This window comes from Janibacter sp. UYMM211, from assembly GCF_040547045.1.
Classification (GTDB): Bacteria; Actinomycetota; Actinomycetes; order Actinomycetales; family Dermatophilaceae; genus Marihabitans; species Marihabitans melonis.
The window spans coordinates 156,806-169,340 of the sequence record NZ_JBEPOY010000001.1 but is presented as its reverse complement, the minus strand read 5'-3'; the positions used below and the strand labels follow the sequence as shown (position 1 = coordinate 169,340).

Annotated in this window: 12 protein-coding genes; 7 read left to right on the top strand and 5 right to left on the bottom strand. The window is 72.4% G+C overall.

Annotated features, from left to right (window positions below):
* Positions 1-54 precede the first annotated feature (54 nt).
* From ABIB53_RS00820 to ABIB53_RS00805, 4 genes are all read left to right on the top strand, one after another.
* On the top strand, positions 55-1,125 hold the full coding sequence (locus ABIB53_RS00820; protein ID WP_354586732.1) for a beta propeller repeat protein: 1,071 nt from the start codon (positions 55-57) through the stop codon (positions 1,123-1,125).
* Positions 1,126-1,228: 103 nt separating this feature from the next.
* Positions 1,229-2,092: an MOSC domain-containing protein gene (locus tag ABIB53_RS00815; RefSeq protein WP_354586731.1), complete on the top strand. Its 864-nt coding sequence runs from the start codon at positions 1,229-1,231 to the stop codon at positions 2,090-2,092.
* Positions 2,093-2,104: 12 nt separating this feature from the next.
* Positions 2,105-3,184 carry a permease gene (locus ABIB53_RS00810; protein WP_354586730.1) on the top strand — a complete coding sequence of 360 codons (1,080 nt, stop codon included), beginning with the start codon at positions 2,105-2,107 and terminating at the stop codon, positions 3,182-3,184.
* Positions 3,184-3,936, top strand: coding sequence for a ZIP family metal transporter (locus ABIB53_RS00805; protein WP_123093362.1), 753 nt, complete (start codon positions 3,184-3,186; stop codon positions 3,934-3,936). The genes ABIB53_RS00810 and ABIB53_RS00805 overlap by 1 nt, the downstream gene beginning before the upstream one ends.
* Before the next feature lie 32 nt (positions 3,937-3,968).
* Here ABIB53_RS00805 and ABIB53_RS00800 read toward each other — a convergent pair whose 3' ends face one another.
* The 3 genes from ABIB53_RS00800 to glnA all read right to left on the bottom strand — a co-directional run bounded on the left by ABIB53_RS00800 (position 3,969) and on the right by glnA (position 7,835).
* Positions 3,969-5,036, bottom strand: coding sequence for an LLM class flavin-dependent oxidoreductase (locus ABIB53_RS00800; protein ID WP_354586729.1), 1,068 nt, complete (start codon positions 5,034-5,036; stop codon positions 3,969-3,971).
* 28 nt (positions 5,037-5,064) lie between these two features.
* On the bottom strand, positions 5,065-6,192 hold the full coding sequence (locus tag ABIB53_RS00795) for a DNA polymerase IV (protein ID WP_354586728.1): 1,128 nt from the start codon (positions 6,190-6,192) through the stop codon (positions 5,065-5,067).
* A gap of 218 nt (positions 6,193-6,410) precedes the next feature.
* The gene (glnA, locus tag ABIB53_RS00790) at positions 6,411-7,835 is read right to left on the bottom strand and encodes a type I glutamate--ammonia ligase (protein WP_068275163.1); all 1,425 of its coding nucleotides are present in this window, start codon (positions 7,833-7,835) and stop codon (positions 6,411-6,413) included.
* A 208-nt stretch (positions 7,836-8,043) separates the two neighbouring features.
* On the opposite strand from glnA, the gene ABIB53_RS00785 reads away from it, so the two are divergent.
* On the top strand, positions 8,044-8,424 hold the full coding sequence (locus tag ABIB53_RS00785; protein WP_068275166.1) for an RDD family protein: 381 nt from the start codon (positions 8,044-8,046) through the stop codon (positions 8,422-8,424).
* 135 nt (positions 8,425-8,559) lie between these two features.
* Here the strand turns inward: ABIB53_RS00785 and ABIB53_RS00780 are convergent, their stop codons facing one another.
* Both ABIB53_RS00780 and lipA read right to left on the bottom strand, forming a co-directional pair.
* Positions 8,560-9,282: a DUF4191 domain-containing protein gene (locus tag ABIB53_RS00780; protein WP_068275170.1), complete on the bottom strand. Its 723-nt coding sequence runs from the start codon at positions 9,280-9,282 to the stop codon at positions 8,560-8,562.
* 13 nt (positions 9,283-9,295) lie between these two features.
* Entirely contained in the window at positions 9,296-10,324 is a 1,029-nt protein-coding gene (lipA, locus tag ABIB53_RS00775) for a lipoyl synthase (RefSeq protein WP_201467192.1), read from the bottom strand.
* Positions 10,325-10,528: 204 nt separating this feature from the next.
* Here lipA and ABIB53_RS00770 point away from each other — a divergent pair, with 204 nt between their 5' ends.
* Both ABIB53_RS00770 and ABIB53_RS00765 read left to right on the top strand, forming a co-directional pair.
* Complete coding sequence (locus ABIB53_RS00770) at positions 10,529-10,948, top strand: pyridoxamine 5'-phosphate oxidase family protein (protein ID WP_201467191.1); 420 nt, start codon at positions 10,529-10,531, stop codon at positions 10,946-10,948.
* Positions 10,949-10,973: 25 nt separating this feature from the next.
* Complete coding sequence (locus ABIB53_RS00765) at positions 10,974-12,500, top strand: ATP-dependent DNA ligase (RefSeq protein WP_354586727.1); 1,527 nt, start codon at positions 10,974-10,976, stop codon at positions 12,498-12,500.
* The last annotated feature ends 35 nt before the right edge of the window (positions 12,501-12,535 follow it).

Sequence of the window (12,535 nt, the reverse complement as noted above, 5' to 3'; positions counted from 1 at the left end):
CGGCACCGCCGCCCTCCGGTGGACAGGTCTGCCCCGCAGGAGGAAGGTCGGCGCATGCGCCACCTCGCCGCCGCTGCGTCCGCCCTCGCCCTGGCCCTCGGGGTCACGACCGCGGCGAACGCGTCGCCGGGCGGTCCCCCTTCGCCGCCGGGTCCGAAGGGGTGGCAGACCCAGGTCGTCGACACCGACCAGAGCTTCCGCGGGCTCGACGCGGTCGACGGGCGGACCGCGTGGGTCACCGGCGGGAGCGTCAGCGCCGGGGGAGCCGGCTCGGTCTACCGGACCACCGACGCCGGCCGGACCTGGCAGGACGTGCGCCCTCCGGGGTCGGATGGGCTGGCCTTCCGCGACGTCGAGGCGCGCGACGCGCGGACCGCGTCGGTGCTCGCCATCGGCCCCGGCGAGGCGTCGCGCATCTACCGCACGACCGACGGCGGGCGGACCTGGCGCGAGACCTTCCGCAACCGCGAGGAGGCCGCCTTCTACAACTGCATCGCCTTCGCGCCGGGCGGGCGGGTCGGTCTCGGGGTGAGCGACCCGGTCGACGGGCGCTTCCGGATCATCCGCACGACGGACGGCGGGGCGAGCTGGCGGGTGCTGCCGTCACGGGGGATGCCGGACTCGACCGGCGAGGCGAACTTCGCCGCCAGCGGCGACTGCCTGACGATGTCGGGACGCACCGCCGTCTTCGGGTCCGGTGGAGAGCGCTCCCGGGTCTTCCGCTCCGACGACCTCGGCACGACGTGGCGGGCGAGCAGCTCCGGCATCCCCGCCGGCGAGGCCGCGGGGGTCTTCGCCCTCGCGCTGCGCACCCCGCGGCAGGGCGTCGCAGTCGGCGGCGACTTCTCCGACCCGGCGGACGGCTCGCGGGCGGGCTCGGCGACCCGTGACGGGCGCACGTGGCGCACGGCGGGCGACCTGCCCCACCTCGGCGAGGACGTCGAGTGGCTCTCGCGCCACCGCCTCATCGTCGTCGGTGAGGGCGGGGGCATCGGGGGCACCAGCGCGAGCGACGACGGCGGCCGCACCTGGCGTCTCGTCGACCCCACCGCCTGGCACACCCTCGACTGCGAGCGCGGCACGTGCTGGGCCGCCGGCGGAGGCGGTCGCGTCGGCCGCTGGTGACCCGCCGCTCCTCGCACCTCACGGGCGCTAGCTGGTCGAGGTGCGAGGGCCCCTGGGCCCGAGCCTCGAGACCACCGACCCGGGCCCAGGCGATGATGTCGCCATGCGCGTGACCGACATCCGTCTCTACCCGGTGAAGTCCCTCGCCGGGCAGGCCGTGACCTCGGCCGTCGTCGAGCCGTGGGGGCTGGCGGGGGACCGACGGTGGGGGCTCGTCGACGAGAGCGGCCACAAGGTCACCGCCCTCATGGACCCCCGCCTCCTCGCGCTCAGCTCCGAGCACCTCGCCGGCGGCGGCGTCCTCGTGCGTCATGCCGAGCAGAGCCGCCGGGTCCACCCACCCCACGGCGACACGGCCCGGCCGATCGGCGGCGCGGTCGGCGCGCACGCCGTCCCGGCCGACCCCGAGGTCGACGCCTGGCTCACCCGACGGGTGGGGCGCCCCCTTCGCCTCGTGTGGCAGCCCGACCCGGCCGACCGGGGCATCCCCGCAGAGCGGGGCGGGCAGCCGCAGGACTCGCTGAGCCTGGCCTGGTCCTCCCCGCTCGTGCTCACGACCCAGCGCTCGCTCGAGCGGCTGCAGGAGTGGGTCGACGAGACCGCCGACGAGCGCGGCGAGCGACGCGCCGAGCGCCTCGTGATGGAGCGCTTCCGGCCCAACGTCGTCGTCGACGGCGACGCCCCCTTCGCCGAGGACGGCTGGTCGCGGGTGCGCATCGGCGACGTGGACCACCGGGTGAGCGCGCTGTGCGACCGGTGCGTCGTCACGGGTGTCGACCCGCTCACCCTGCGCACCGGCGCGGAGCCGCTGCGCACCCTCGCCGCCCGTCGGCGGTGGGACGGAGCGCTGTGGTTCGGGGTGCGTCTCGTGCCGCTCGCGACGGGCGAGGTACGGGTGGGAGACCCCGTGCGTGCAGTGGCTGCACGACCGACGCCTACGCTGGATCAGGCCCCCACCACCGTCTGAAGAGGCACGCGCATGAGCACCGGTCCCGCCGACCTCGACCTGGGAGGCCCCGGCGGTCTGCGACCCTCACGACCTGCGGTCGTCTCGACCGCGGTCGTCCTCGTCGTCGTCGCCATCGGCCTCAGCTGGGCGAAGTGGTGGCCCTACGCGCACAAGATCGACGGTCTCGTCGGCACGGGCGCGTGGTCGGGCAGCAGCCCCCTCGACATCGCACGTGACGCGCCGTCGGTGTGGACGGGCGCGTGGGACTTCACCGTCGCCTACACCCAGGCGGTGTGGAAGGCGCTGCTCGTCGGTCTCGTCCTCGCCGCCGGGATCGACGCGCTGGTGCCCCGCCGCTGGGTGCAGCGTCTGCTCACCCGGCGCTCGACGACGTCGAGCGGTCTGCTCGCCGGAGCGCTGTCGCTGCCGAGCATGATGTGCACCTGCTGCGCCGCGCCGGTCGCGGTCTCCCTGCGCCGCAGCGGGGTGCCCGCCCCCTCCGTCGTCGCCTACTGGCTCGGCAACCCGGTGCTCAACCCGGCCGTCCTCGTCTTCCTCGCGCTCGTCGGCCCGTGGCAGTGGGTCGCGGCTCGGCTGCTCGTCGGGCTGGCCCTCGTCGTCGGCGCGGCGGTCCTCGCCGGTCGTCTGATGCCCGGCCGGGTCACGCCCCCTTCGGCTCTGGTCGAGGAGGCGAAGGGGGAGGACGACCGCCCTGGTGGTCCGGTCACCCGCTTCGCGCGCAGCCTCGGGCGGCTGTCGATCACGCTCGTGCCCGAGTACCTGCTGCTCGTGGCCCTCGTCGGCGCGGGCGCCCACCTCGCCCCGGCCGACCTCGACCTCGGCGCCGGTCCGCTCGCGCTCGTCGCGCTCGCCGTCGTCGCGCTGCTCGTCGTCATCCCGACGGCCGGCGAGATCCCCGTGCTCCTCGCCCTGGCCGCCGCCGGCGCCAGCCCGTGGGTCCTCGGGCTCGCGCTCCTGCTCCTGCCCTCGGTCAGCCTGCCCTCGCTCGCCATGGTCGGTCGCGCGCTCACCTGGCGGGTGACCGCCGCGGTGGCCGGGCTCACCGTCGCCTCGGGGGTCGCCGCCGGGGCTGTCATCGCGGTGCTGTGATGCCGATCTGGGCGCAGGCCGGGCTGTGGGGTCTCGTCGCCGGGGGTGCGCTCGTCGTCGGCGCGCTCGTCGCGTGGTTCGTCGACGTCCCCCGCCGGGTCGTCGCCTCGGTCATGGCCTTCGGTGCCGGGGTGCTCATCTCAGCGCTGTCCTTCGACCTCGTCGACGAGGCGGAGACGACCGGGGGCCTCGTGCCCACCGTCATCGGCTTCCTCGTCGGCGCCGTCCTCTACCTCCTGGCCAACATCGCGCTCGCCCGGCGCGGTGCGCGGCACCGCAAGCGCGCGGGCGACGAGCAGCCCGGCGAGGACGAGCAGGAGGGCAGCGGGTCGGCGATCGCCGTCGGCGCGCTCCTCGACGGCATCCCCGAGTCGGTCGTCCTCGGCCTGTCGCTGCTCGGCGGGGGAGGCGTCGGGGTGCCGGTGCTCGCCGCGATCTTCATCTCCAACCTGCCCGAGGGCCTGTCGAGCGCGGCGGGCATGAAGCGCAGCGGGCGCTCGGCGCGCTACGTCTTCGGGGTGTGGGGCGGGGTGGCCGTCGCGAGCGGCCTGGCCGGTCTGCTCGGCTGCCTGCTGCTCCAGGGTGCCTCGCCCGAGGTCGTCGCCGCGATCACGGCGCTCGCCGCCGGCGCGATCCTCACGATGGTCGCCGACACGATGATCCCCGAGGCCTTCGAGCGCACGCACATGTACGCAGGGCTCATCGCGACGCTCGGCTTCCTCACCGCCTTCGTCATCGGCCGGGCCGGCTGAGACGAGGGCGGTGAGGAGAGCCGGGTCTCGGCTCAGGCGCCGGCGCTCTTCTCCTGCGTTAGCAGCTCACGGACGCGGGGAGCGACGCTCGTGCCGAGGAGCTCGATCGAGCGCATCATGTGCTCGTGCGGCAGGCGGCCGTGCGAGTACTTGAGGTCGAAGCGCTGGACGCCGAGCAGGCGCACCGTCCGGGCGATCTTCTGGGCCACCGTCTCGGGGGAGCCGACGTAGAGGGCGCCGTGCTCGACCTCGCGCTCGAAGTCTCCCGGCTGGGCGGGCGGCCACCCGCGCTCGGCGCCGATCGTGTCGCGGTTCTTCGTCCAGTGCTCGCGCAGCTCGTCGCGCGCCTGCTCGTCGGTGTCGGCGACGTGGCCGGGGGAGTGCAGACCGACGGGCAGCGCCGGGTTGCCGAGCTGGGCGTTGGCCTGGTGGTAGAGCTGGACGAAGGGGGCGAAGCGCTCGGCGTCGCCGCCGATGACGGCGAGCATCAGGGGCAGGCGGTAGCGCGCGGCCCGCACGACCGACTCCAGCGAGCCGCCGACGGCGATCCACGCCGTGAGCCCGGCGGCGGTGCGGGGGAAGACCTCCTGGTCGACGAGCGGCGGTCGGGTCGAGCCCTGCCAGGTCACCGGGGTCTCCTCGAGCAGCCGGGTGAAGAGGTCGAGCTTGTCGCTGAAGAGCTCGTCGTACTGGCGCAGGTCGTGACCGAAGAGGGGGAAGGACTCGGTGAAGGAGCCACGCCCGAGGATCACCTCGGCCCGCCCGCTCGAGATGGCGTCGAGGGTGGCGAAGCGCTGGAAGACGCGGATCGGGTCGTCCGAGCTGAGCACGGTGACGGCGGTGCCGAGACGGATGCGCTGCGTGGCGGTGGCCAGACCGGCGAGCACGACGTCAGGGGCGGAGATGGCGTAGTCGGGCCGGTGGTGCTCGCCGACGCCGAAGAAGTGCAGCCCCACCCGGTCGGCGAGGACGCCCTGCTCGACGACGTGCCGGATCACGTCCGGGTAGGTCTCGGTGCGCCCCTGCGCGTCCTGCGTCACGTCACCGAAGGTGTCGATGCCGAGCTGCAGCCCGGCCCCCGTCTCGCTCGTCTCAGTCATGGCGGCCAGAACGGCGGCGGGGCGTCGCTCATTCCTCGGCAGACGGCTCCGCTGCGGCGGGGCCACCCCGGCCGGTCGTCCGCGGCCTCTCGTAGCCGCCCTCGGGCGGCACCATCTCGGCTCGCACGCCGAGGAGCCGGATGGGGCGGTCGTCGTCGAGCGCGCGGAGGAGCTCGGTCGCTGTCCGGGCGATGACGAAGGGGTCGTCCGTCGCCTCGGGCAGGGTGCGGATGCGCGTCGTCGTGAAGAAGGGGGCGAAGCGCACCTTAAGATGCACGCGCTGGCACGCCCGGCCCTCGGCGCGGATGTCCTCGACGACGTGCTCGGCGAGGGTGTGCAGGGCGGCCTCGACCTCGGCGGGGTCGGTGAGGTCGTGCTGGTAGGTCGTCTCGCGCCCGTGGGCGCGGGGGACCCACGGGGTGTCGTCGACGACGTCAGGTCCTTCGCCGCGACCGAGCCGCCCGTAGTGCGGGCCCATCCGGGGTCCGAACTCGCCGGCGAGCACCGCGTCGTCGGCTGCGGCGAGCTGGTCGACGGTCTCGTAGCCGTGGGTCGCCAGGCGAGAGCCGATCCGGCTGCCGACGCCCCACAGGGCGGTCGTGGGGCGGGCCCCCATGACCTGCGACCAGTTGCTGCGGGTGAGGAGGAAGACGCCGCGCGGTTTGCCGAGGTCGGTGGCGATCTTCGCGCGGACCGTCGTGTCGCCGACGCCGACCGAGCAGTGCAGCTGGGTGGCCTCGAGCACGGCGGCGCGGATCGCCTGGGCATAGGCGACCGCCTCTGCCTCGCCCTCCTCGACGTCCGCCCCCTTCGTCTCGATCCCGACGAAGGCCTCGTCCCATCCGAGGACCTGGACCGTCGCTCCCGGCTGGTCGCGCAGGATCTCCATGACGACGGCAGACGCGGCGTCGTAGGCGGGCGCGTCGACGGGGAGGAAGACGGCCTGCGGGCAGCGGCGGACGGCGATCTTCAGCGGTATGCCCGAGCGGATGCCGAACTCCCGTGCCTCGTACGACGCGGTCGAGACCACGGCCCGCTCGCTCGGGTCACCTCGCCCGCCGACGACGACCGGCAGCCCGGTGAGCTCCGGGCGCCGCAGCACCTCGACCGCCGCGATGAACTGGTCGAGGTCGACGTGGAGCACCCAGCGCGCCATGGGAGTCAGTGTGCCCCGAGCGCCCCGGCCCTACCCCCTCTCGCGAGGTATGGAGATCGGTCGTTAGATGGTCTGGATCTCGACCGATTGCCATACCTCGGCGAAGGGGGAGGGGCCGGAGCGCGGAGAAGGGCGGCGAAGGGGGGCGGGGGGCACGACGAAGGCCCGGCCCCTTGAACGGGGGCCGGGCCTTCGTCAGCACTGCTCAGACGCTCGACTCAGATGTCGAAGTACATCTCGAACTCGTGCGGGTGGGGACGCAGCTGGAGCGGAGCGACCTCGTTCTCCTTCTTCCAGGTGATCCAGGTCTCGATGAGGTCCTGGGTGAAGACGTCGCCCTCGAGCAGGAACTCGTGGTCCGCCTCGAGCGCGGCGAGGACGCCGGGGAGGGTCGTCGGGACCTGCTCGATGGCCTCGTGCTCCTCCGGGGGGAGCTCGTAGAGGTCCTTGTCGATCGGGTCCGGCGGCTCGATCCGGTTGCGGATCCCGTCCAGGCCGGCCATGAGCTGCGCGGCGAAGCACAGGTAGGGGTTGCTCGACGGGTCCGGCACGCGGAACTCGACGCGCTTGGCCTTGGGGTTGCTGCCCGTGATCGGGATGCGGATGCAGGCCGAGCGGTTGCGCGCGGAGTACACGAGGTTGACCGGGGCCTCGAAGCCGGGCACGAGGCGGTGGTAGGAGTTCGCCGTCGGGTTGGTGAAGGCGAGCAGCGCCGGGGCGTGCTTGAGCAGACCACCGATGTACCAGCGGGCGAGGTCGGACAGGCCGCCGTAGCCCTGCTCGTCGTAGAAGAGCGGCTCGCCGTCCTTCCACAGGGACTGGTGGGTGTGCATGCCCGAGCCGTTGTCGCCGAAGATCGGCTTCGGCATGAAGGTCACGGTCTTGCCGAGGTCCCAGGCGGTGTTCTTGATGACGTACTTGAACTTCATGACGTCGTCGCCCGCACGGAGCATCGTGTTGAAGCGGTAGTTGATCTCCTGCTGACCCGCGGTGCCGACCTCGTGGTGGCTGCGCTCGACCTCGATGCCGACCTTGGCGAGGTTGACGCACATCTTGTCGCGGATGTCGGCGAAGTGGTCGACCGGCGGGACGGGGAAGTAGCCGCCCTTGAAGCGGGTCTTGTACCCCTTGTTGCCGCCCTCCTCCTCACGACCGGAGTTCCACGCGGCCTCGATCGAGTCGAGGTGGTAGAAGCTGCTCTGCGCATCGGTCTTGAAGCGCACGTCGTCGAAGGCGTAGAACTCGGCCTCGGCGCCGAAGAAGGCGGTGTCGGCGATGCCGGTCGACTTCAGGTAGGCCTCGGCCTTGGCGGCGATGTTGCGCGGGTCGCGCGAGTACGGCTCACCGGTGAAGGGGTCGACGATGGAGAAGTTCATCACCAGCGTCTTCTCCTCGCGGAAGGGATCCACGAAGGCGGTCTTGACGTCGGGCACGAGCTTCATGTCGGACTCGTGGATCGCCTGGAAACCCCGGATGGAGCTGCCGTCGAACATCTGCCCCTCGGTGAAGAAGTCCTCGTCCACAGTCTCTGCCGGCACGTTGAAGTGCTGCATGATGCCCGGCAGGTCGCAGAAGCGGATGTCGACGAACTTGATGTCTTCGTCCTTGATGTACGACAGGACCTCGTCAGCGTTGCTGAACAATCCATCCTCCTGGTGATGTCGGCTGATCTGTCGGCCAGCCTCGCGTTGATGCGACCACCGTAGGTCGGGGCAGTTACCCGACCATGACTCGTGTGTTTCACAGGTGTTACGTGAGACGGCGGTCCCGATCCGTGAGACACACAGTACCGAGGAGGGGCCTGCGAAGGGGGAGCGGTCCCGTCATCCGGCACGGCTACCCTTCGTAGCCGTGACCTCCTCGACCTCCACGCCCCGGCCCGCGGGCCTCGGACGACGTCTCGTCGGCATCGTCATCGACTGGGCCGCATGCCTGGCCATCACCTTCGGGCTCATCGGGCAGGTCGTCGACATCACCCCGACCGGGCAGAGCTTCTACCCGCTGCTCGTACTCTTCGTCGAGCACGTGCTGCTCGTGACCTTCGCCGGTGGGTCGCTCGGGCACCGGGTGCTTGGCATGCAGGTCGTCCCGGTCGCCCGCCCCCGGATCTCGGTCGTCCAGGGGGTCGTGCGCGCCGCGCTGCTGTGCATCGTCATCCCCGCCGTCGTCACCGACCGCGACAACGTCGGCCTCCACGACCGCGCCGCCGGCACGAGGCTCGTCCGCGTCTGAGGGTTTGGTGGTCTCGAGGCTCGGGCCCTAGCGGGCCCGTCGCACCTCGACCAGCAGAAGGCCGCGCACCTCGACCGACGAACGACGAAGCCCCGAGACCAACGGTCTCGGGGCTTCGTCGACGTGCGGTGACGGTCAGCGGCCGCGGAGGGCCTTGCGGTTCATCCGGGCGGAGGTGGGGTCGACGCCGGCGGGGATGCCCTGGCGGATGCCGGGCAGCGACTTCAGACGCTTGTTGACGACGATGAGCTCCTGCTTGGACAGCGCCGGCTTGAGGCGGGTGAGGGTCCAGCGCATCTTCTGCACGGGGAGCTCACCCTCGCCGGTGCCCACGTGGTAGGTGTACACGGGCACGCCGGGGGCGACGCGCACGACCTTCTTGCGCTCCTTCTCGAGCAGCTTGGCCGCGCGCCCCTTCGGGCCCTCGGCGAGCAGGACGACGCCGGGACGACCGAGCGCCCGGAAGACGATGGCCGCGTTGTCGAGCTCCTGGGCGCGGGCCGCGTCGGCCGCGACCGGCTCCTGGTCGTAGTACCAGCCACGACGCAGCGCGGACAGGCCACCGAGCGCGGCGCCCTTCTGGCCCTCCATCTGGCGGAAGGCGGCACGCTCACCACGACGGGCGAGGACGATCATCGCCGCGAGCATCGCTGCCGGCACGGCGACGATCATCGTCAGCCACGGGTGGCCGAAGGCGAAGCCGATGAGCAGCCCGACCGCGATGACGAGGACGAAGGCCCCGAGCATCCACAGCGTGATCTTCGGGTCGATCGTGCGCACGGTGCGGTGCACCTGCGCGATGCGCTTGAAGGGGTTGCGGGTCTCGCTCGGAGCTGCCGGGGTGTCCTGTCGTGCCATAGTGCGCCCGATCCTACGCGGTGGCCGCGCCGGTCTTGCCCGCCGCGAGGAGAGACGAGGCCTCCTGGCGCGCGGACCCGGTGTCCTCGGCGAGGTGGCCGAGCTCGGCGGGGATCTCGCGACCCCAGCGACGCATGGCCCCCACGTAGAGACGGCCGGCGCGGTAGCTGCTGCGCACGAGCGGACCGGCCATGACGCCCTTGAAGCCGATCTCCTCGGCGAGCTCGCTCCAGTGGACGAACTCCTCGGGCTTGACCCACCGGTCGATCGGGTGGTGGGTCGGCGAGGGGCGCAGGTACTGCGTGATCGTGAGGATGTCGCAGCCGGCCTCGTGCAGGTCGCGGATCGCCTGCTCGATCTCGTGGTCCTCCTCGCCCATCCCGAGGATGAGGTTGGACTTCGTCACGAGCTCGGCCTCGCGGGCCATGGAGAGCACCTTGAGCGACTTGTCGTAGGTGAAGGCCGGCCGGATGCGCTTGAAGATGCGCGGCACGGTCTCGAGGTTGTGGGCGAAGACCTCGGGCCGGGCGTCGAAGACCTGGCCGACGAGCTCGGGCTTGGCGCCGAAGTCGGGCGGGAGGATCTCGACACCGGTGCCGGGGTTGAGCGCCTTGATCGCGCGGATCGTCTCGGCGTACAGGCGCGCGGCGCCGTCGGGCTGGTCGTCGCGGGCGACGCCGGTGACGGTGGAGTAGCGCAGACCCATCTGCTGGACGGACTCGGCGACGCGGCGCGGCTCGTCCATGTCGAGGCTCGTCGGGCGACCGGTCGCGATGTCGCAGAAGTCGCAACGTCGCGTGCACACGTCACCGCCGATGAGGAAGGTCGCCTCGCGGTCCTCCCAGCACTCGAAGATGTTGGGGCAGCCCGCCTCCTGGCAGACGGTGTGCAGGCCCTCGGACTTCACCATCGAGCTGAGCGCGGTGTACTCGGGGCCCATCTTCGCCGTCGTGCGGATCCAGCTCGGCTTGCGCTCGATCGGCGTCTCGGCGTTGCGCGCCTCGACGCGCAGCATGCGGCGGCCTTCGGGTGCGACGGTCAACGCAAACCCTCCTGGGTAGATCGGGTGTGGGCGGCGAAGGGGGTTCGTGGCCCAGATCACCAGGGTACGCCCGGTGGGGGACACCCCTTCGCCCCGCGGTCGCGGAGCAGCCCGACAGGTACAGCGTCGACGGGGTCGCAGATCTTCCCTCCTAGTACTACAGTACGTAGTACTAGGAGGGACCCAGTCGAGGAGGCACCTGAGATGACCGACGTCACCACGAGGCTGAGCAGCCAGGAGTGCTGGGGGCTGCTGCGCCGTCACGAGCTCGGCCGGCTCGCCTTCCACCTCGCCGGCGAGGTCCACATCACGCCTGTGAACTACGCCGTCGACGGCGAGACGATCCTCTTCCGCACCGCCGAGGGCAACAAGCTGCTCGGTGTCGTCATGGACAGCGACGTCGCCTTCGAGATCGACGGGATCGGCGCGCACGAGGCCTGGTCGGTCGTCGTGCGCGGCTCCGCCCGCGTCCTCGAGGGCCAGGAGGCCTACCGGGCGGAGTCGATCCCCCTTCGCCCGTGGGTCGGCAGCGACAAGCACACGGTCGTCGAGATCTCGGCCGACGAGGTCACCGGACGACGCTTCGCGCTCGACAAGCCGTGGGAGCACATCGGGCGCGGCTGACGGTGGTGCGGCATAGCGTGGCCGCGTGAGCGAGCCGATCCCGCTGAGCCGTGTCGTCGAGGTCTCCCGCGCCGTGGGGGCCACCCGGTCGCGCACCGCGAAGACCCAGCTCGTCGCTCAGGTGCTGCGCGAGACGCCGCCCGCCCAGGTGCGCACCGTCGCCTCCTGGCTCGCCGGTGCCCTCCCGCAGGGACGGGTCGGCGTCGGCTGGCGCAGCCTGGCCGACCTCCCCGCGCCCGCGGCCGCCCCCTCGCTCACGGTCGCCGAGGTCGACGACACCCTCTCCGCGCTCGCCGGCACGACGAGCCGCACCACGCGCACCCAGCTCCTCGCCGACCTCTTCGGCCGGGCGAGCGAGGACGAGCAGGACTACCTGCGCCGGCTGCTCCTCGGCGAGGTGCGGCAGGGCTCGCTCGAGGGGGTGCTCCTCGCCGCGGGTGCGCTCGCCGCCGACGTGCCCGAGCCGACGCTGCGCCGCGCGGCCATGCTCGCGGGCGACCTGCCGCACGCCGTCCAGCTCGCCCTGACGACCGGCGCGGAGGGGCTGGAGCAGGTGCGTCTCGAGCCCGGCCGGGCGATCCAGCCGATGCTCGCCGGGTCGGCCGCCGAGATCGAGGAGGTGCCCCAGCTCGTCGCCGGCACCCCCGTCGTCCTCGACACGAAGGTCGACGGCATCCGGGTGCAGGTGCACAAGGACCCCGCGGGCCGGGTGCGGGTCTACACGCGCAGCCTCGACGACATCACCGAGCGCGTCCCCGAGGTCGTCGAGGTCGCCGAGGCGCTCGACGCCACCACCCTCGTCCTCGACGGCGAGGCCATCGCGCTGCACCCCGACGGCCGGGCGCGTCCCTTCCAGGAGACCGGCGCACGGACCGCGTCGAGCCGCTCCGTCGAGGTGCTGCGCGAGGCGACCCCGCTGACGACCTTCGTCTTCGACGTCCTGCACGTCGACGGCCGCGACCTGCTCGACGAGCCGTACGCGACCCGGCGCGAGGTGCTGCTCGACCTCGTGCCGGAGTCGTCACGGGTGCCGGGGCTGCTCACCTCGGACCAGGGCGAGGCGCGGCGCTTCTTCGACGAGGCCGTCGCATCGGGCCACGAGGGCGTCGTCGTCAAGGACCTCGACGCCCCGTACGCCGCCGGGCGGCGCGGCAGCGCGTGGACGAAGGTCAAGCCCCGCCACACCCTCGACCTCGTCGTCCTCGCGGTCGAGTGGGGCAGCGGCCGTCGTCGTGGGCTGCTGTCGAACATCCACCTCGGGGCGAAGGGGGAGGACGGCGAGCTCGTCATGGTCGGCAAGACCTTCAAGGGGATGACCGACGAGACGCTGGCGTGGCAGACCGAGCGCTTCCTCGCGCTCGAGACCGGGCGCGAGGGCCACGTCGTGCACGTCGACCCGGTGCAGGTGGTCGAGATCGCCGTCGACGGGGTGCAGACCTCGCGGCGCTACCCGGGCGGGGTCGCGCTGCGCTTCGCGCGGGTGCTGCGATACCGCGAGGACAAGACCGCCGAGCAGGCGGACACGATCGAGACGGTCCGGGCGCTGGGGTAGCCCGTCGTCGAGGCGGGTGGTCTCGAGGCTCAGGC